At 64.8% G+C, this 20,194-nt stretch carries 15 protein-coding genes and 1 tRNA gene; 9 read left to right on the top strand and 7 right to left on the bottom strand.

The genetic code is table 11. The annotated features are described in order from the left end of the window. The first annotated feature begins 18 nt into the window (after positions 1–18). Positions 19–1,353, top strand: coding sequence for a diguanylate cyclase (locus ACSQ25_RS21470; protein WP_436107675.1), 1,335 nt, complete (start codon positions 19–21; stop codon positions 1,351–1,353). Between the two features lie 48 nt (positions 1,354–1,401). Here the strand turns inward: ACSQ25_RS21470 and ACSQ25_RS21465 are convergent, their stop codons facing one another. Further along, a complete protein-coding gene (locus ACSQ25_RS21465) occupies positions 1,402–1,911 on the bottom strand; it encodes a host attachment protein (RefSeq protein ID WP_436107674.1) in 510 nt (169 codons plus the stop codon). A 268-nt stretch (positions 1,912–2,179) separates the two neighbouring features. Between ACSQ25_RS21465 and ACSQ25_RS21460 the strand changes: the two genes are divergently transcribed. From ACSQ25_RS21460 to ACSQ25_RS21445, 4 genes are all read left to right on the top strand, one after another. Next, positions 2,180–3,070, top strand: coding sequence for a class I SAM-dependent methyltransferase (locus tag ACSQ25_RS21460; RefSeq protein ID WP_436107673.1), 891 nt, complete (start codon positions 2,180–2,182; stop codon positions 3,068–3,070). A gap of 75 nt (positions 3,071–3,145) precedes the next feature. Beyond that, positions 3,146–4,294, top strand: a complete 1,149-nt coding sequence (locus ACSQ25_RS21455) for a branched-chain amino acid ABC transporter substrate-binding protein (RefSeq protein WP_436107672.1) — start codon at positions 3,146–3,148, stop codon at positions 4,292–4,294. A gap of 125 nt (positions 4,295–4,419) precedes the next feature. Continuing rightward, positions 4,420–6,486, top strand: coding sequence for a M13 family metallopeptidase (locus ACSQ25_RS21450; RefSeq protein ID WP_436107671.1), 2,067 nt, complete (start codon positions 4,420–4,422; stop codon positions 6,484–6,486). 227 nt (positions 6,487–6,713) lie between these two features. Further along, positions 6,714–10,025, top strand: a complete 3,312-nt coding sequence (locus tag ACSQ25_RS21445; RefSeq protein WP_436107670.1) for an SNF2-related protein — start codon at positions 6,714–6,716, stop codon at positions 10,023–10,025. An 18-nt stretch (positions 10,026–10,043) separates the two neighbouring features. Here ACSQ25_RS21445 and ACSQ25_RS21440 read toward each other — a convergent pair whose 3' ends face one another. From ACSQ25_RS21440 to ACSQ25_RS21425, 4 genes are all read right to left on the bottom strand, one after another. Then, on the bottom strand, positions 10,044–10,490 hold the full coding sequence (locus tag ACSQ25_RS21440; protein ID WP_436107669.1) for a nuclear transport factor 2 family protein: 447 nt from the start codon (positions 10,488–10,490) through the stop codon (positions 10,044–10,046). Between the two features lie 100 nt (positions 10,491–10,590). Beyond that, the gene (locus tag ACSQ25_RS21435; RefSeq protein ID WP_436107668.1) at positions 10,591–11,925 is read right to left on the bottom strand and encodes a diguanylate cyclase domain-containing protein; all 1,335 of its coding nucleotides are present in this window, start codon (positions 11,923–11,925) and stop codon (positions 10,591–10,593) included. Positions 11,926–11,991: 66 nt separating this feature from the next. Beyond that, positions 11,992–12,363, bottom strand: a complete 372-nt coding sequence (locus ACSQ25_RS21430; protein WP_436107667.1) for a VOC family protein — start codon at positions 12,361–12,363, stop codon at positions 11,992–11,994. Between the two features lie 56 nt (positions 12,364–12,419). Beyond that, positions 12,420–12,875, bottom strand: a complete 456-nt coding sequence (locus tag ACSQ25_RS21425) for a fasciclin domain-containing protein (RefSeq protein WP_436107666.1) — start codon at positions 12,873–12,875, stop codon at positions 12,420–12,422. 224 nt (positions 12,876–13,099) lie between these two features. Here ACSQ25_RS21425 and ACSQ25_RS21420 point away from each other — a divergent pair, with 224 nt between their 5' ends. From ACSQ25_RS21420 to ACSQ25_RS21410, 3 genes are all read left to right on the top strand, one after another. Continuing rightward, the gene (locus tag ACSQ25_RS21420) at positions 13,100–13,630 is read left to right on the top strand and encodes a hypothetical protein (RefSeq protein ID WP_436107665.1); all 531 of its coding nucleotides are present in this window, start codon (positions 13,100–13,102) and stop codon (positions 13,628–13,630) included. Positions 13,631–13,669: 39 nt separating this feature from the next. Beyond that, entirely contained in the window at positions 13,670–15,319 is a 1,650-nt protein-coding gene (locus ACSQ25_RS21415) for a M28 family metallopeptidase (protein WP_436107664.1), read from the top strand. Positions 15,320–15,440: 121 nt separating this feature from the next. Then, entirely contained in the window at positions 15,441–18,356 is a 2,916-nt protein-coding gene (locus ACSQ25_RS21410) for an EAL domain-containing protein (RefSeq protein ID WP_436107663.1), read from the top strand. An 8-nt stretch (positions 18,357–18,364) separates the two neighbouring features. Here the strand turns inward: ACSQ25_RS21410 and ACSQ25_RS21405 are convergent, their stop codons facing one another. Together ACSQ25_RS21405 and ACSQ25_RS21400 are read right to left on the bottom strand one after the other, a co-directional pair. Beyond that, positions 18,365–18,703: a zinc ribbon domain-containing protein YjdM gene (locus ACSQ25_RS21405; protein ID WP_436107662.1), complete on the bottom strand. Its 339-nt coding sequence runs from the start codon at positions 18,701–18,703 to the stop codon at positions 18,365–18,367. Positions 18,704–18,757: 54 nt separating this feature from the next. Then, a tRNA-Phe gene (locus ACSQ25_RS21400) sits at positions 18,758–18,833 on the bottom strand. Between the two features lie 131 nt (positions 18,834–18,964). Between ACSQ25_RS21400 and ACSQ25_RS21395 the strand changes: the two genes are divergently transcribed. Next, positions 18,965–20,182, top strand: coding sequence for an FAD-dependent monooxygenase (locus ACSQ25_RS21395; protein ID WP_436107661.1), 1,218 nt, complete (start codon positions 18,965–18,967; stop codon positions 20,180–20,182). The last annotated feature ends 12 nt before the right edge of the window (positions 20,183–20,194 follow it).

Here is a 20,194-nt window from a genome sequence, read left to right as displayed (position 1 = left end):
CAAGGAAGTCGAGTAACCATGACGCACGCCATGCCGCTGTACAGAAACCACGTTCTCCTGTTATCGCAGAGTTTCTTCATCAAGGACAACCGGGCCGAGCTGCTCCTGCATGCCCACAAATACGACTTCGACATCCTGTTCTTCGACGAGGTCTCGGCCTTCGTCGAAGCGGTGGCCCGGGACCAGGGCGACAACCTGTACGTGATCGACCTCGACGCCCTGCACAACATGCAGGCCGACATGCCGGACGGGCGCCGCACCCTGATGCTGGGCGAGCTGCTGCAGCGCCTGCCTTCCGACCACAGCTACGTCTACCTGCAGAGCGCGCGCCAGGGCAGCCGTTTCCTGCTGCAGCAGCGCCTGGTCGACAGCAACTGCCTGGCCTACGCCGAAAAGCCGATCGCCAACGACGTGTTCGTCGACAAGTTGTTCAAGCTGTTCGTGCAGAAGAAACGCGGCGACCTGGTGCGCATGGTGGTGCTCGGCGAGGTGGCCGGGCTGGACGATGCGGCGCTCCTGGTGCGCGGCATCGAGGTGATCCGGCATGCGGATGCCCAGACCCTGCACCTGCGCGTCAAGGAGCTGCAACCCGACCTGGTGCTGGTGAGCGACGGCGAATATGCGCGTACCGAGGCCATCGTCCGCGTCTTGCAGAAGAACATCGAAGCCGACCCGGTGCGCGAGATCATGCTGCTGCAGTGCCGGCCGGATGCCGCACTGACCCGGCGCGCGCTGGCCGACGGATTCGACACCGTGCTGGCCAGCTGCGAGCCCGGGCTGCTGGAAGCCCAGCTGGTGAACCGCGCCAACAAGATCCGCATCAACAAGGACCTGATCGGGAAGGACCGTGCCACCGGCCTGCTCAACAAGGTCGGCCTGCAGAAGAAGGCGCAGGACCTGATCCGGCGCGCGGCCCAGGAAGGCTGCCCGCTGGCTTTCGGCATCATCGACATCGACAAGTTCAAGACCATCAACGACACCTGGGGACATCACTTCGGCGACATCGTGATCAAGCGCCTGTCCCTGAGCCTGGCGGCGCAGCTGGCCGAGTGCGACCTGCTCAGCCGTTTCGGCGGCGAGGAATTCGTGGTCGTGTTCTGGGATTGCACCTTGGAACAGGGCAGGCGCCGGCTGGACGCCATGCGCCAGGCCTTCTGCGCGATCCCCTTCGAGGTCGGACCCGGCGACCTGCGCCATTTCTCCTTCAGCGGCGGGGTGGCGGCTTATCCGGACTACCGCAGCGAGAACGAACTGTTCCTGCGCGCGGATGCGATGCTGTATGTGGCGAAGCAGGGCGGGCGCAACCAGATCTGCGTGCAGGAAGCCGCCTTGCAGCGCGCTGGGGCGCACTAAGAAAAAACGCCAGCCGCGGCTGGCGTTCGTACGTCTTTCGGCGCCCGCTTATTCGGCGAGCTTGGCCTGGTGGGCCTGCAACTGCTCGCGCAGTTGCTGCGGGCTGGAGTGCGTATAGTCCTTGTTGAATTCGGCCTTGACCAGTTTCTGGACCTGCGGATCGAGCTTGGTGCGCAGTACGCCCAGGAAATCCGGCGAGGCCGAGATGACCAGCTGCTGGAAGCGGCCCTCGTTATGCCCCTTCAGCAGGTAGGTCGCGACGTCCTTCGCGAACAGGTCGGCCGCGTGCTGGTCGGGTGTCTGTGCCGGCTGGTACTGCTTGTTCGGTGCACCCGCCTTGGCGTTGTGGGCCATGCCGGCGCCCTCATTGCCGCCGATGTTGTGGCGGCTGCCTGCGGCAGCGGTCGGGCCGAGCCGGTCGGTCTCGGTATCCACCGTGCGCAGTTGCGCAGCGGAACTGACCATGTCTTCGATTTCCTGCAATGGCTCGGCTGGATCGGACTCCGAGAAGAACCGTACACGGCCCGCGTTGGCCGAAAGAATCCAGGTTGTTGGCATGCTACCCCCTGTCAGTGATGAATCGTTAGCGTCGTCCTTAACCGCATGCAAGCTTCTCCGCATGTCGATCAGGCTATAAGTCCAGTATATCGCCGCTTCCGGAACCCCGGCGCACCGACGCCGCCCAGCCGTGCGCGGGACTGCGGCAGCGCTGGACTTCCGCCGCTGGCGGCCTATGCTGAATGACCAGGCAAGGCGCCGCCGAATCTTGTTTTCCGCTGTTGGTCCAAGCATGCACCCGCTACCGGGTATTTCCGAGGAGACTGTCATGACCCAACCCAGCACTTCCACACCGACGCCGCGCCAGCCAGCCGACGCCCCGCTTCCCGCTGACGTCAGGCCCGATTATGCGGCCATCAAGCAGCGCCAGCAGGCCACGTGGGCAAGCGGCGACTTCGCCATCATCGGGGTCACGCTGCAGATCGTCGGCGAGTCGCTCGCCGAAGCCGCCGACATCCGCGCCGGCGAACGCGTGATCGACATCGCGGCCGGCAACGGCAATGCCACGCTGGCCGCGGCGCGCCGCTTCGCGCGCGTGACCTCGACCGACTACGTTCCCGCCCTGCTCGAGAAGGGCCGCATGCGCGCTGCCGCCGAGGGCCTGGAGATCGCCTTCCGCGAGGCCGATGCCGAGGCGCTGCCGTTCTACGACGCCAGCTTCGACGTCGCGCTGTCCACCTTCGGCGTCATGTTCGCGCCCGACCATGCGCGCTGCGCCGGCGAGATGATGCGGGTGGTGCGCGCCGGCGGCCGCATCGGCATGGCCAACTGGACGCCGTCCGGCTTCATCGGCCAGATGTTCAAGACAGTGGGCCGCCACGTGCCGCCGCCCGCCGGACTGGTCTCGCCGGTGATGTGGGGCAGCGAAGAATACCTGCGCCAGCTGTTCGGCGACGCGGCGGTCAGCATCCGCGCCCAGCCGAAGATCTTCAATTTCCGTTATGCCTCGGCGGCGCACATGATCCAGGTCTTCCGCGACTATTACGGACCGGTGCACAAGGCCTTCGCGGCCCTCGACCCGGCCGGCCGGCTGGCGCTGGAGCAGGACCTGACCACCCTGATCGAAGGCGCCAACACGGCGGGCGACAATTCGCTGGTGGTGCCGGCCGAATACCTGGAAGCCGTCATCATCAAGCGCACGCCTGACGTACTCCATTAAGAAGGTAATGCATGGCGGTTGGTGCTGCCCCAACACGGCAGTACAATCGATGGCATCCCATCGAGAAAGCCCGCCATGCGTTCTGCCGCCGTCCTGTCCGTCCTCGCATCCTCCGTCCTGCTCGCCGCCACGCCGGCCAAAGCGCAAACCGAAGTCAGGATCGGTACCGCCTCGCCGCTGTCCGGCCCCGGCGCCCACCAGGGCAAGGACATCGAGAACGGCGCCCGCATGGCCATCGACGACCTGAACGCCAAAGGCATCGCGATCGGCGGCAGGAAGATCAAGTGGGTACTGCAGCCCGAGGACGATGCCAGCGACCCGAAGACCGGAACGGCGGTGGCCCAGAAGCTGGTCGACGCGCGCGTGGCGGCCGTGGTGGGCCACCTGAATTCGGGGCCGACCGTGCCGGCCTCGAAGATCTATGCCAGCGCCGGCATTCCGCAGATCTCGCCGGCCGCCACCACGCCGGTCTACACCAACCAGGGCTACAAGACCGCGTTCCGGGTGGTGGCCAACGACAACCTGATCGGCAGCACCTTGGCGCGCCATGCGCTCGGCGCGCTCAAGGCGAAAAAGATCGCCGTGATCGACGACCGCACCGCCTTCGGCCAGGGCCTGGCTGACCAGTTCGCGCGCGCAGTGCGCAGCACGGGCGGCGCCACCATCGTCAGCCGCCAGTTCACCCATGACAAGGCGACCGACTTCAGCGCCATCCTGACCCAGATCCGCGGCCACAAGCCGGACGTGATCTTCTATGGCGGCATGGATGCGGTGGCCGGTCCCATGCTCAAGCAGATGAAGACCCTGGGCCTGCAGGCGACCTTAGTCGCCGGCGACGGCGTCTGCTCCGAAAAGCTGCCGCTGCTGGCCGGCGACGCGCTGGGCGACGACAAGGTCTTCTGCGCGGTCGCGGGCGGCGTCAGCGGCGCCCAGGAAGCCAGGTTCACCGCCTTCACCGAGCGTTTCCGCCAGCGCTACGGCACGCCGGTGGAGACCTATGCGCCTTATGCCTACGATGCGGTCATGGTATTCGCCGCCGCCATGCAGCAGGCCGGGTCGACCGAGCCGGCGCGCTTCCTGCCGGCGCTGGCGGCGATCCGGCACGAGGGCGTCACCGGCTCCATCGCCTTCGACCCGAAAGGAGACCTGCGCAATGCCGCGATGACCCTGTACACCTACCGCCAGGGCAAGAAGGTCAAGCTGCAGGTCGTGCGCGGCAAGTGAGCGCGGCCCTGTATTGACGGGCGCCGTTGAAACAACATGCATACAAAAATGGCCTTGGCGTAGCTCATCCAGTTGGATTAGGATCGTTCGGTTATCAACATCAACAATCTGATCTGGAGAGAGACATGAAGCCTAGCCTGTGCAGCACTTTGATCGCGGGGCTGTTCGCCGTCGCGTCCCATGCCGGCGCCCACGATGGCGCGGCGGCCAAGACCGTGGCGCCGGCGGCGGCAGGCGCGGTATCCGGCATCGAAGTCACGGCCATGGACCGCGGCGTGCGCGCACAGGACGATTTCTTCCGCTACACCCAGGGCAAATGGCTGAAGGAGGTCGACATCCCCTCGGACCGTTCCAGCTGGGGCGCCTTCAACATCGCCCAGGAGCGCGTCGAGGGGCAGATCAGCGCCATCATCGGCGCAGCCGCGGCACAGAAGGACGCCAAGGCCGGCTCGGAAGCCCAGAAGATGGGCGACTTCTACACCAGCTACGTGGACGAGAAGCGTCGCAATGAACTCGGCCTGGCCCCGCTGAAGGCGGAACTGGCCCGCATCAACGCGCTGAAGGACAAGCGCGCCATGGCCGTGCTGATGGCGCGCTTCGAGCGCATCGACGTCGGCGGCCCGCTCGGCATGGGCGTCGGCCAGGACAACAAGGATTCGACCCGCTACATCCTCGGCATCGCGCAGTCGGGCCTGGGCATGCCCAACCGCGACTACTACCTGCAGGACGAGGCGCGCCTGAAGGAGATCCGCGCCAAGTACCAGGAGCACATCGCCAAGATGCTGAGCCTGGCCGGCCACCAGGACGCCGCCGCCAAGGCCGAGCGCATCGTGGCGCTGGAAACCGAAATCGCACGCGCCCAGTGGAGCGCGGTCGAGAACCGCGACCCGGTCAAGCGCTACAACAAGCACACCCTGGCCCAGCTGCGCACGCTGGCGCCCGGCATCGACTGGGACGCCTACCTGAAGGGCGTGGGCGCGGCCGGCAAGGTGGACGCCGTCATCGTCAGCCAGCCGAGCTACGTGGCCGCCCTTAGCAAGCTGATCGCGGCGACCCCGCTCGACACCTGGAAGCCTTACTTCGAATTCCGCCTGCTGAGCGCCTACGCGCCCTACCTGTCGCAGCCCTTCGTGGACGAGGGCTTCGCCTTCCGCGGCAGCGTGCTGGGCGGCACCAAGGTCAACCGCCCGGTCGAGAAGCGCGCCATCGCCGAGATCAACCGCAACCTGAGCGAAGTGGTGGGCAAGGCCTACGTGGCGCAGCACTTCCCGGCCGAGCGCAAGCAGCAGGTGCTGGACATGGCGAAGAACTTCATCACCGCTTTCGGCGAAGGCATCGAGCAGCTGGAGTGGATGTCGCCGGAAACCAAGAAGCAGGCGCAGATCAAGCTCTCCAAGATCAACGTCAAGATCGGCTACCCGGACAAGTGGCGCGATTACTCGGGCCTGAAGATCGTGCGCGGCGACCTGGTCGGCAACGTGATGCGCTCGCGTGAGTTCGGCCATGCCTACATGTTCAAGCGCCTCGGCAAGCCGGTCGACCGCGCCGTCTGGAGCATGTCGCCGCAGACCGTCAATGCCTATTACAGCCCGACCCTGAACGAAGTCGTGTTCCCGGCGGCGCGCCTGCAGTATCCGCTGTACGACGCGAACGCCGAACCGGCCGTCAACTACGGCTCGGTCGGCATCTCGATCGGCCACGAGATCAGCCATGCCTTCGACGACAAGGGTTCGCAGTACGACGGCGACGGCAACCTGCGTAACTGGTGGACCGAAGAAGACGCGAAGCAGTTCGCGGCGCGCGGCAAAGTGCTGGTGGAGCAGTACGCCGGCTACAGCCCGCTGCCGGGCTATAGCCTGAACGGTGAGCTGACCCTGGGCGAGAACATCGCCGACAACGCCGGCGCCATCATGGCCAGCCGCGCCTACAAGATCTACCTGAAGGGCAAGCCGGGCCCGGTGATCGACGGCTTCACCGCCGAACAGCGCCTGTTCATGGGCCTGTCGCAGGCACGCAAGGGCAAGGCGCGCGATGCGGCCCTGATCTCGCAGGTCAAGTCCGATCCGCACTCGCCGGCGGAATACCGCGTCAACGGCAGCCTGCGCAACCACCCGGGCTTCTACGAAGCCTTCGAGGTCAAGCCGGGCGACAAGATGTACCTGGAGCCGAAGGACCGCGTGATCTTCTGGTAAGCCCAGGGGACACCGCCGGCGCCATGCCGGCGGTGTCCGCGATCTTGTGCAACATCCACCCGTCAGCGTCAGGTCACCTCTGCGGGCGCAAAGTATTTCATAAAATTCTTTGCGCAAACGCAATCTCGTCATCGCTCCGTCGCGCCAAAATGCTTTGCGCTGGATATCGAAGGTTTTTATAGCCGTGGGCGATAATGGCGCATCATCAGATTGTCCGCCTGCCCCCCATGGATTTCACTCTCGACGATATTGTGCGCCAGTTCGATCCGGCGACTTACGCGCGCGGCGCGGCGTATGATCGGCAAGGCGCCGTCCTGTACGTCTGGGATGACGAGGACGTGATCGAGGGCGAAGTCGCCGGCAGCGGCGCCAATATCTATAGTCAGGAGATCAGGGTCGGCGCTGACCGTCACGGCGTTCGTTTCGACGGTGCCTGCACGTGTCCCATGAATTACAACTGCAAGCATGTCGTGGCCGTGCTCCTGGCCGCCCTGCGCCAACCTGGGGATGAGCCGGGGTCAAGCCTGCCGGCGGTGGCGATCCCGGTAGCGGCCGAGCGCTGGCTGCAGCAATTCGCCACGGTGCAGTGGGCCATGCAGCAGTCTGCGGCCCCGGCATCTAGCCAGGGACATCGTCTGGTGTACGTGCTGGCTCCGGACCAGCGTGACGGCGCGCTGCGCCTGCATCTGTGCAAGGCGCGCCTGCGCAAGGACGGCAGCATCGGTGGTGTCACCGTCAACCAGGATTTCTACAGTTTGCTGGCGAACCGGCCGGCGTATGTCAGGCCTTGCGACGACGAGCCGATCCGCCTGGTCGCCGCCATGCGGGCCGGCAGCGCGTACGTGGACAGCGTCAAGCCAGCCGGCCCAATCGGGAATCGCCTGCTGGGCCGCTTGTGTAGAGAGGGGCGCTTGCTGTGGGCCGGATCGAACGCCGACTTAAAGCGCGGTAGCTTGTTCACGGTGCAAGCAGGGCCGCACCGCCATGCGTCGCTTGACTGGCGCGCCGATGCATCCGGCAATGAATCGGTAAAGCTGTCCTGGCGCTTCGACGATGGCGCATCGATCGCCCATGTCATGGCAACCGAGCCCCTGTGTTATCTGGACCAAGGCTTGCTGGGGGAGCTGGCGCTGCCAGAACGGCTCGCCGCGCTTGCGCCGGCCGCCTTGCTGCACTTGGTGGAACAAGCCCCGCATCTGGCGCCGGAACAGCGCTCACCCATGGCACGGCGCCTGTCCGAAGCCGGCCTGGACCGTATTTTGCCAGTTCCACAGGAGCTGCATACGCGCACCCGCAGCGGCATCGCCCCGACGCCGTGCCTGGTACTGGACGCCTGCGCGACCGTGGTCCGAGGCGAGCTGCGCTGGCATGATTACGCACTCCTGGATTTCAGCTACGACGGTTTCGTAACCGAAGGCTCCGACGCGCCGCTGTTGCGCCGGATCGTTGGCGATACGGTCGAACTGATCGAACGCGATGCAGGCGCCGAACGTGCGGCGGCCATGATCCTTGCCGAACTCGGCTTCGTTTCGCCAGGCGCCCACTCGCCAGTGGCTGAATGGCCAGGCGCCCTGCAGCTGCCGACGCAGGAAGGCTGGGTCAGGTTTGCACGCCATGAGTTACCGCGCCTTCGTGTTATCGGTTGGGAGATCGAAATCAAAGGCGATTTTCGCTACGACTTCACGGAAGTGCAGGACTGGTATGCCGAGCTGAGCGAAGACGGAGAGGGAGTGAATGCCTGGTTCGACCTCGAACTCGGAATTCTCGTCGACGACAGGCGCTATTCCCTGTTGCCCTTGTTGCTGGAAATGATCCGCAAGACGCCGCAGGATTTCAGTATTGGCGCGCTGGCGACGCGCGACGAGGGCAGCGACGTCGTCGTGGAATTGCCAAATACAATGCGTGTCGTCCTGCCGTGGAGCCGCGTCAAGCCGATCCTTTCCACCCTGATTGAACTGCACTTCAGTGAACGCATGGGCAGTACCTTGCGCCTGCCGGTCACCGATGCCGCCCGCCTTGCAGAGCTGGAACAGGCGGCGCAACTGCGTTGGATGGGCGGCGAGCGCCTGCGTGAACTGGGCCGGAAGCTGGGCGACTTCGGCGGCGTCCTCCAAGTCGAGGCGCCTGCCGGCCTCCAGGCGACCCTGCGTCCGTATCAGCAGGCCGGACTGGCATGGATGCAGTTTCTACGCGAATATGGCTTCGGCGGCATTCTGGCCGACGACATGGGGCTTGGCAAGACCATCCAGACCCTTGCCCATATCCTTGCCGAAAAGGAAGCGGGCCGACTCGACCTGCCGGCGCTGGTAGTAGCGCCGACGAGCTTGATGGGAAACTGGCAGTCCGAGACCGCGCGCTTCGCACCCGGGCTGCGTGTCCTGCTCCTGCACGGCAAGGAGAGGGCGGGGCAGTTCGACCAGATCGCCGGCGCCGATCTGGTACTGACAACCTATCCTCTGCTGGGGCGTGACGAACAAGCCTTGCGCAGCCATCGCTACCACTTGCTGATCCTCGACGAAGCGCAGTACATCAAAAACAAGCGCTCGAAGGCCGCGCAGGTCGCTTGCCTGCTCGATGCCCGGCACCGCCTGTGCCTGACCGGGACCCCGGTGCAAAACCATCTCGGGGAGCTGTGGTCGCAGTTTCACTTCCTGATGCCGGGACTGCTGGGCGACGAAAAAGCGTTCAAGGCCGGCTTCCGCAAGCCGATCGAACAGCACGGCGACATGCTGCGCAAAGACTTGCTGGCGCGCCGCGTGCGGCCCTTCATGCTGAGGCGCACCAAGGACAAAGTGGCGACCGAGCTGCCGCCCAAGACCGAGGTCGTGCTGCCGGTCGAATTCGGCGCCGCCCAGCGCGACTTGTACGAAACCGTGCGCCTGGCCATGGACCGTAAGGTGCGCGCCGAGATCGAGCGTAAAGGACTGGCCCGCAGTCAGATCGTCATCCTCGACGCATTGCTCAAGTTGCGCCAAGTGTGCTGCGATCCGCGCCTGCTCAAGTCAGGTAGCGCGGAGACAGGCTCGGCCAAGCTGGTGACCTTGATGGACTTGCTGGATACCCTACTGAGCGAAGGACGCAAGGTGCTGGTGTTTTCGCAGTTCACCAGTATGCTGGCGCTGGTCGGCAAGGCCCTCCAAGACCGTGCCGTCGAATTTGTTACCTTGACGGGGGATACGGTCGACCGGGAGGCCCCGATCGCCAGCTTCCAGCAGGGCCAAGTCCCGGTGTTCCTGATCAGCCTGAAGGCCGGCGGGGTCGGCCTCAATCTGACCGCAGCCGATACGGTCGTTCACTACGATCCATGGTGGAATCCGGCCAGCGAGAACCAGGCCACGGATCGGGCCTGGCGCATTGGCCAGGAGCAGCCGGTGTTCGTCTATAAGCTGATCGTCCGCGGCACGCTCGAGGAAAGAATCCAGGACATGCAGCGCCGCAAGGGCGAGCTGGCGAACGCTTTGCTGGATGCCGAAGGCGGTGTGTCACCCGCCATCGGCGCGGATGACCTGCAGGCAGTCTTCGCGCCCATGGCATCCTGACGGCATGACGGCCGCGCGTCAGTGCGGCGCCGGACTGCCCGTCGCCGCCCCCGCAGGGAGCGTGCTGCAGTCGAAGCACTCGGTGCCGAGATAGGAACCGAGGTATTCGCGGAATGCCGCGACCTTGCCGTCCCTGACCGTGAACACGTGCACCCAGTCGCTGTCGAGGTCGACGTTGGTGCCCTTGGCCGTCCACGCGCTATGTCCCAGGACGATCACCTTGTCGCCCTGTGCGATGAATTCCTTGGGCGTGAACTCGCGGATCGTCAGCTTGTCGTCGAACTGGTCGAAATACTCGGCAATCTGGGCGGTTCCCTTCCGTTTGCCGGTGAAGTCGAGCCCCGGCACATCCGTCAGTTCCCAATCGATGTCGGGCGTCATGCACGCGAAGAAGCTGTCGAGATCCTTGCGTCCGTATGCGCCGTAGCAATCCTGGACTACCTGGACATTCTGCTGCTCGAGCATGATCGCCTCCTGTCGGAAAAGGGTGGAATTCCAGTATGCGCCAAGAACCCGGAGTTGCAAGAGCCTCGTCCGGAAGAAGGGCCTGCGCAGCGCTGCAGCCTCAGTCCGGCAACGCCAGCGCCGGCGCCGCACGGGATGCGGCTTGCTTCACCTTGTACATTTCCTGGTCTGCAAGCGATAGTAATTCCTGCATGCTGCTTCCATGTTCGGGGTAGCAGGCAAGGCCGATGCTGGCCGACGCGGCCAGGATCAGGCCGCCGCCGAGATCGAAGGGGGCGGACATGGCCTGTCCGATCTTGTCGATCACGGGCATCGCGTCCACAGGCGAAACAGTATTCTCGAGCAAGACCGCGAATTCGTCACCACCCAAACGAGCCAGGGTGTCGCTGTCGCGCATGCAGGTGCCGATACGGCGCGCCACTTCCTGCAGCAGGCGATCTCCGGCCAGGTGGCCATGCTGGTCGTTGACCTGTTTGAAGTGGTTCAGGTCGATGAACAGGAGGGCCAGCCTGGTCTGCTGGCGCTGGGCGCGGGCGAGTGCGGTGCCGAGACGGTCATGGAACAGGCGCCGGCTGGGAAGACGCGTGAGTTCGTCGTGCATCGCCATGAAGTGCAAGCGCGCTTGGAGCTGCTTGTGCTGGATCGCGGCGGCAAGCTGGTTCGCCACGAACATCAGCAGGCTGCGGTCGCGGCCGCGGTACGTGACGCCATCCTTGCTGCTGTGCAGGGCAAGGACGCCCAGTGCGCCCTGGGCGGCCTGCAGCGGAACCGCCAGCATGGACACGCCCGGCGCCGGCGCCGGCCCATCCGCTTCGTTCGAGGACGCCAGCAGCACGGGCGCCTCGGTGGCCAGTACCTCGCCACATAACCGGCGCATCGGGGCGTCGAGTCCTGACTCGCTGACCCAATAGCAAAAGTCCAGTGCGTTCTCCGGTCCGTCGGGCAGCGCCACCGCACAGCCGGCCGCAGGCATCAATTCGCCGATAATGTCGTGGCTGCGCCGGAACAGGCAGGCCAGGTCGTCGTTCGCGTGGGCGGCTTCGGACAGCGCGTACAAGGCCGCCTGCATGGCCTGTGCCTGTTTCAATTCGGTGATGTCGCGGGCTACCGCCACCCGCACCTGGTCGGCTTCCGACCAGCGCGCCGACCACATGATATGGACGATGCCACCGTCCTTGCGCACGTAGCGGTTTTCGAAATGGATGTGGGACTGGCCGTTCATGACCGCCTGGGCGGCTGCCAGGGTGCGCTCGCGGTCGGCGGGCGCCACCAGGTCGGCCACCCGCTTGCCGACCATTTCCTGCTGCGTGTAACCAAAGATGCGCTCGCACGCTGCGCTGACGAACAGGAATTTACCACCGGCGTCGACGACACAGACTGCGTCGAGCAGCAGGTCGGTGAAACTGGTTACTTCCGGGTCGATCGGATAGCGCATGCGAATATTCTATAGGCCGGCTTACCCCGGAACCTATGCGCGTAAATTTTTATTTCACCGGAAAGATCAGCCCCTGGCGGCCTCGATCAGCTCGACGCGGTTACCGAAGGGATCCTCGATGCCCGCACGGCGCCGGCCATAGACCCCGACCTCCTCGCGCACTTCCACCCCGCGTTCGCGCAGCAGGGCGCAATAGGCCTCGAAATCGGCGATGACGAAGGCCGGATGCGCCTTCCTGGCCGGCACGAAGCCGGCCTCGCCGCCGATGTGCAGCTGGCTGGCGCCGGTCTGGAACCAGAGGCCGCCGGAGGCGTTCAGCGGCGCCGGCTTGGGAATTTCGGTCAGGCCCAGCACGCCGCCGTAGAAGGCGCGCGCCGCCTCGTCGGATCCAGGGGGAATGGCAACCTGGACGTGGTCGATACCGGCGATGTGGGGCATGGCGTTCTCCGTAGTAGTGGACGCGGCATTATCGCATCCACCCCAGGAAAACAGGCTTACTTCGGCATGATGACCGAGTCGATGACGTGGATGACGCCGTTGTCGGCTTCCACGTCGGTCTTGACCACCCTGGCCTTGTCCACCGAGACCGCGCCGCCCTTGGCGCTGACCATCAGGCTGCTGCCTTCCACGGTCTTGACCGCACCCGGCTTGACGCTGGCCGCCATCACCTTGCCCGGCACCACGTGGTAGCTCAGGACCTTGGTGAGCGCTGCCTTGTCTTTCAGCAGGGCGTCCAGCTTGGCTTTCGGGATCTTGGCGAAGGCTTCGTCCGTCGGGGCGAAGACGGTGAACGGGCCGGGGCCCTTGAGCGTGTCGACCAGGCCGGCTGCCTGGACAGCGGCGATCAGGGTATTGAAGCTGCCGGCGGATTTGGCGGTGTCCACGATGTCCGCAGCCTGTGCTGCCGACAGGGAAAATGCCATCACTGCGCCGAGTACGATCTTCTTCATGGTGAGCTCCTTGGTTAGTATGAACCGATGTTCATTGACGAATATAGGATTTTGTTCCGGTGTTGTCCATGAAATTTCCCGAAAATTGCTGTTAATATCGGTTCAATGTCGATTCTCTTCCTTGGGCGAATCGGTTCATTACAAACGAAACCCTGCTGTTTGCTGCCGAGCCGCTGTGCTACTCTTGAAGCTTGTCCAATCGACCACGGACCACGATGAAATCCATGCTTTCTTCTCTTGCCGCCACCTGCCTGCTGGCCGGCTGCGCTGCCGCACCGCCGCCTGCCGACACGCGCGACCAGTTCATGGCCACGCTGCACAGCATGTGCGGCCAGCGCTTCGAAGGCGGGCTGTCGTATGCGATCGACCCCAACAGCGAGTTTGCCGGCAAGAAGATATCGACCCAGGTTGTCTGCGCGGCGGACGGGGTACGCATGCCGGTACAGGTCGGCGAAAACCGCTCGCGCACCTGGATCTTCACCCGTCCGGCGGCAGGGTTGGAGCTGCGCCACGACCACCGTCACCCGGACGGCACGCCGGATGCGGTGACCATGTACGGCGGCATGGCGAAGCAGGGCGGTACGGCGCGTTCCCAGGCCTTCCTCGCCGATGCCTACACCGCCCGGATCGTGCCCGGCGCGGAGACCAATGTCTGGACCGTCAGCCTCAGCCAGGATGGCAGCGTGCTGACCTATCGCCTGGAAAGGCATGACAAGCCACGCGCCGAATTCGTCCTGAAGCGCGTGGCCGGCTGAATTCTTGAATCATCAACTGTAGCTATCATGGAGACTGCTTTGAAACACGCTACCCTTGTACTGATGGGCCTTGCCGCGGCTGCCGCGCACGCGGCGGAAGCGCCGAAGTTCGATCCCAAGCGCCTTGCGCAGGACGTCAAGACCTTGTCGTCGGACGAATTCGAAGGCCGCGGCCCGAACACGGCCGGTGAAACGAAGACGGTCGACTACCTGGTGCAGCAATTCAAGGCTGCCGGCCTGAAGCCGGGCGGCGACCTGGCCGGCGGCCAGCGCGCCTGGACCCAGGACGTGCCGCTCGGCCGCTTCGAAATCAAGGGGCCGGTCAAGCTCACCCTCACCGAAGGCGGCGCCAGCCGCGAACTGAAGCAGGGTCCGGACATGGCCGTGCGCGCCTCGATGAGCGGCCTCAAGCAGGTCTCGTTCAAGAACGCGCCGCTGGTCTTCGTCGGCTACGGCGTCACCGCGCCGGAACGCAAGTGGGACGACTTCAAGGGCATGGACCTGAAGGGCAAGCTGGCGGTGGTCCTGATCAACGACCCGGATTTCGAAACCGGGCAGGGCGAGTTCGGCGGCAAGGCCATGACCTATTACGGCCGCTGGACCTACAAATACGAAGAGATGGCGCGCCGCGGCGCGCTCGGCACCATCATCGTGCACGAGACCGCGCCCGCTTCCTATGGCTGGCCGACCGTGCAGAACTCGAACACCAACGTGATGTACGACGTGGTGCGCAAGGAGCCGCGCAAGTCGCACGCCCCGATGGAAGCCTGGATCCAGCGTGACCTCGCGGCCGCCATGTTCAAGTCGGCCGGCCTGGATTTCGAGGCGCTCAAGAAGCAGGCCCAGACCCGCGCCTTCAAGCCGGTCGCATTGAAAGGCGTCAGCCTGTCGGCCGATTACGCGGTGGATGCCCAGGTCATCAAGTCGAAGAACGTGGTCGCGATCCGCGAAGGCAGCAAGCAGCCGAAGCAGGTCGTGATCTACAGCGGCCACTGGGACCACCTCGGCGTCGGCCAGCCCGATGCGAAGGGCGACAAGATCTATAACGGCGCAGTCGACAACGCGACCGGCATCGCGGCGATGCTGGAACTGGCACGTGCCTATGCCAAGCAGCCGGCGCCGCAGCGCAGCGTCGTGTTCCTGGCGGTGACCGCGGAAGAGAAGGGCCTGCTCGGCTCCGAATACTATGCGTCGAACCCGCTGTATCCGCTGGCCTCGACGGTGGGCGTGATCAACATGGATGCGCTCAGCCCGCGCGGCCCCGCGCGCGACTTCAACATCTCGGGCAGCGCCAAGCTCGACCTGCTGGACCGCCTGGTGGCCAAGGCCAAGGGCTGGGACATGCGCTTGTCGCCGGATCCGAAGCCGGAAGCGGGCTACTTCTTCCGTTCCGACCACTTCCCCTTCGCCAAGCGCGGCGTGCCGGCGATTTCCTTCGGCTCGGGCAAGGACTGGGTCGAGGGCGGCACGCAGGCGGGCCTGGCGGAGGAAGCGGCCTACACCGAGAAGAATTACCACCAGCCGTCGGACGAGTTCGACCCCGCCTGGACCTTCACGGGCATGGCGCGCGACCTGGAGCTGCTGTACGCCGTCGGTGCCGAGCTGGCCAATTCGACCGTCTGGCCGAACTGGGCGCGCGATTCGGAGTTCCGCGCGGCGCGCGACAAGTCCGCCTCCGAGCGCAAGTAAGGGAAGGGCGCGCCAGGCGCCCGCGCGGAACCAATGGTGTTGCCGCAGGTCTTAACTCTATTGTCTTCGATATAGGCACTGCGAGCTTATCTGGAAGGGACGGTAGAGCATGGGTCCGGGCATGCGTGACGACACCATTCCGGCGGAACTGGAGCTATCCTGCGCGCAAGAGCCGATCCATCTGCTGGGCACCGTACAGTCCTACGGCTTCCTGATGGTGGTGGACGTGGCGAGCCGCCGCATCGTGCAGGTTTCTGCAGGAATCGTGCGTCATTGGCCGGGCTTGCAGGATGCGCATGCGCTGGTCTCCAGTCCGCTGCCCGACTGGGTCGCTGCCGTCGACGAAACGGCTGCGCTTGATATCGATGGCCTGCCGACATCGCATCCCGCAGCCTTGCCCTGGCGCCCCCGCTTCGAGCAAACCTCCACCACGCCTGGGCAGGCACCGGCCCCACATTGGGAATGCCTCGGCCACCGCAGCGGCGCGGTGGCGGTGCTCGAATGGCTGCCCGTGAACGGCGACACCGACGAGTCGCGGCGGCAGACCCAGGTGTTTGTCGATTTCGCGGAAGTGATCGCCCGCCTGCGCCGTGCCGAAGGACTCGACGCCTTCTTCGGCGAATGCGTGAAGGTCATGCAGGAAGTCAGCGCCTTCGACCGCGTGATGATCTACCGTTTCCTGCCCGATGGCTGCGGTGAAGTCGTCGCCGAACACACCGCCGGCCACTACCGGCAGAAATACCTGGGATTGCGCTTTCCCGCGTCCGACATTCCCAGCCAGGCGCGCGTGCTGTACCTCACCAACAAGCTGCGCGTGCTGGCCGATGTCGAAGCCGCGATGGATACCCTGGTGCCGCCTGTATTGCCGGACGGAGAAGCGCTCGACCAGAGCCACTGCCTGCTGCGCGGCCTGTCCCCGGTGCACCTGGTCTATCTCCGGAACATGGGCGTGCGTGCCACGATGACCTTGTCCATCGTGTGCGACGGCAAGCTGTGGGGCTTGATAGCCTGCCATCACCACCAGCCCAGGACGCCGCCCTACCATCTCAGGGAAGGCATGCGCCAGCTGGCCGAGCTGCTGGCCGAAATCGCCAACATGCGCATCGAGCCCTTGTCCAACCTGGAAGCGGTACGCCATCGCATGGCACTGGATCGCTTGCTGAACGAGTTTTACCAGGCCCTGATCCACGAAGGCGATATTCCCAACCTGCTGGAATCCTGGATGCCCAGGCTGCTGCCGGCTTTCAATGCCAGTGCCCTGGGTGTGCAGATCGGAACGCTCGCCTATGTCGGGGGGCCGGGAACGCGGCAGGGCTCCACCCACCAGATCCTCGACGAGGTCGGGGCGCGGTTGAACATGCAGAACCGCGTCCCGCAGGAATTCATGTGGGACGACCTGCTGACCTCGCCCCGGCATGCGCTGATGTTCCTGCCGGATGCGGCCGGCCTGTTGCTGGCGCAGCGCTATGAAGAGGACATCATTTTCTGCTTCCTGACCCGGGAAGAAGTGGTGCAGCAAGTGCGCTGGGGCGGGGAACCCGTCAAGGACGTCGTTCCCCTGCCCAACGGGCGGGTGCGTCTGGAGCCGCGGCGGTCCTTTGCTGTCTGGCAGCAGTCGGTGCGGGGCCACGCCGAACCCTGGCTGCAGACGGATGCCGAGGCGCTGCAGAACCTGCTGCGCATGCTCAGCGAGGTGAATAAACTGCAGATCAACCGGGAAATGCAGGAAACCTTGCACTGGCGCGCCCACCATGACCATCTCACCGGCCTGTATAACCGGCGCGCCATGGAGGACGAGGTAACACGGCGCCTCGAGGACGGCCACTACGACACCGCGCTGATGCTGCTGGACCTGGACCATTTCAAGAAAATCAACGATACCTATGGTCACGAGATCGGCGACCAGGTATTGCAGCAACTGAGTTCGAGGCTGAAGGCGGTGATGCGCGATTTCGACCTGCTGGCACGCCTGGGCGGGGATGAATTCATGTTGCTGCTGCAGATCCCGCATCCGAGTGCGGCCACCGCCCTGACCTTTGCCGAGCGCCTGCACCAGGCGGTCGCCATCCCCTTCGACATTCGCGGGCAACAGTTTCGCCTGGGGATTTCGGTCGGGATTGCCATCCCGCCCGGTCACGGGCGTACGGTCAGCGAACTGCTGAGGCATGCCGACCTGGCGCTGTACCAGGCGAAATCCCGTGGCCGCAGCCGCAGCGTGGTGTTCGAGCTGGCGATGGCGGCCGACCAGCGCGACCACTACCTGCTCGAACGTGACCTGGACGATGCGGTGGAGCGCAACCAGCTGTCGCTGGTGTTCCAGCCCAAGGTCGATCTCATTACCCGCAAAGTGGTGGGGCTCGAAGCGCTGGTCAGGTGGAACCATCCTACCCGGGGCCAGAACAGCCCCAGCAGCTTCATTCCCATCGCCGAGCACAGCGACCAGATCATTCGCATCGATCGCTGGGTCATGCGCAGCGCCATCGCGGAACAGGCGCGCTGGCGCACCCACGGCCTGGGCAAGCTGCCGATCGCGGTCAACCTGTCGATCGCCGATATTCTGTCGCCGAACCTGGTCGGCTACCTGGGCGACCTGCTGGAGGAATTCCAGGTGCCGGCGGATACCCTCGAAATCGAGGTCACCGAATCCTGCTTCATGCGCCAGCTCGACGAGACCCGCAGCGTGTTGCGGGCCCTGAACGAGGCCGGCATTTCCACCTCGCTGGACGATTTCGGCACAGGTTTTTCCTCCTTGAGCTACCTGCGCCAGCTACCCCTGCAGTGCCTGAAGATCGACCAATCCTTCACCCGCAGCATGTTGCAGGACCCGAACGCGGAAAAGCTGACCCAGGCCATCGTTGCCATGGGGAATGCATTAAAGATGACCATCGTGGCGGAAGGGGTGGAAACCAGGGAACAGATGAACTGGCTGCTCGCGCATGGCTGCCACATCGGCCAGGGATATTTCTTCAGCCCGCCGGTGCCGCCCGAGGATGTGCAGCAGGTGATCGAGCGCATCGAGGTGCGCCTGACTGCCTGAAACCTGGTTCAGGCTTTACGGACGAATTCTGACTTCAGGCTCATGGCGCCGAAACCGTCAATCTTGCAATCGATGTCATGGTCGGCGTCGACCAGGCGGATGTTCTTGACCTTGGTGCCTTGCTTGATCACGCCGCCCGAGCCTTTCGGCTTCAGGTCCTTGATGACCGTCACCGTGTCGCCATCCTGCAGGATGTTGCCGGAGGCATCGCGCCAGACCCGGCCGGCTTCGACCGCTTCGGCCTGTACCGGCCACTCGTGGCCGCAATCTGGACAGGCATACTGGCCGCTGCCGTCCTCGTAGGTGTAGGTGGACTGGCATTGCGGGCAGGGCGGCAGGGTGTGCATGAAAAAACCTTTGAAAGCAAAAACGCCACCCGAGGGTGGCGTTTTTTGTATTCTTGGTGGCCCGGGGCGGAATCGAACCACCGACACAAGGATTTTCAATCCTCTGCTCTACCAACTGAGCTACCAGGCCAAGAGAGGCATGATTATAGCCAGCGATTTTCGTCTGCGCAAGCCCTTGTGCGCATTTCCCGGCTTCGGCACCCTCGCGCCACGCTACACAAGGGCCGGGCGCGCTGTTGACATCTCGCTATAATGTGTTTCATGACTACTACCTCCGCCCAGCACCGCAGCGACGTCTGCATTGTCGGCAACGGCGCCATCGCCAAGGCCGCCGCCCTCGGTTTCGCCCAGTCGGGCTACAGCGTCACCCTGCTGGTGCCGCCGGCGCGCCCGGCGCCAGAGACGCCGAGCTCGTCCGCCGCCGACAAGCCCTGGGACGTACGCGTCTATGCCCTGAACCATACGGCGCACGACCTGCTGGCCTCGCTCAAGGTCTGGGGCGCGCTCGACCTGGCCCGGGTGCAGGCGGTCGATGCGATGGACATTGAGGGTGATGGCGAGGGCGGCGGCAAGCTCGGCTTTGACGCTTTCGGCGCCCACGTCGGCACCCTGGCCTGGATCGTCGAGGACAGCAACCTGAACGGCGCCCTGGATGCGGCGCTCAAGTTCGCCGCCAACGTCCAGATGGTGTCGGGCTGTGCCTGCGACCTCACGTGCAGCGAGGCCGGCGCCGCCGTGCTGCTGCAAGACCGCAGCAAGATCGCCTGCGAACTGGTGATCGGCGCGGACGGCCGCGAATCCTGGGTGCGCGGCCAGTGCGACATCGGCGTCGATTACCGCATGTACCACCAGCGCGCCATCGTCACCAATTTTGCCTGCGACAAGCCGCACCATGGCGTGGCCTACCAGTGGTTCACCTGTGCCGACGGCATCATCGCCTTGCTGCCGCTGCCCGGCAACCGCGTCTCGCTGGTGTGGTCGGCCCCGGAAACCCTGGCCGATACCCTGATGGACGAGTCGCTCGGCGAAATGGCGATCCGCCTGGCCGAATATGCCGATGAAAAACTCGGCACCCTGCGCCCCCTGCAGCCGGAAGCCGTCAAGGCGGTGCCGCTGGCGCTGGTGCGTCCGCACTCGGTGGTCGCGCCCCGCGTCGCGCTGGTGGGCGACGCCGCCCACGCCGTGCACCCGCTGGCCGGCCATGGCATGAACCTGGGTTTCGGCGACATCGTCGACCTGCTGGAGGTGCTGCGCAATCGCGAAGACCGGCGCGGTATCGCCGACGAGCGCGTGCTGGCGCGCTATGCCCGCAAGCGCAAGGAAGACGTGCTGCTCATGCAATGGGCCACCGACGGGCTCGAACGTTTGTTCGGCGCCAACCTGGAACCCGTTCGCGTGGTGCGCAATTTCGGATTAAACTTGCTCGATAAATTGCCTGGCGTTAAGCGTCGCCTGATGGCGCATGCGATGGGCAAGTAACCATTCAAGGAA

The sequence above is a fragment of the Massilia sp. LjRoot122 genome, assembly GCF_964252725.1.
Classification (GTDB): domain Bacteria; phylum Pseudomonadota; class Gammaproteobacteria; order Burkholderiales; family Burkholderiaceae_D; genus Telluria.
The sequence above is the reverse complement of the archived record's forward strand: the minus strand, read 5'-3'. Positions and strand labels throughout refer to the sequence as shown.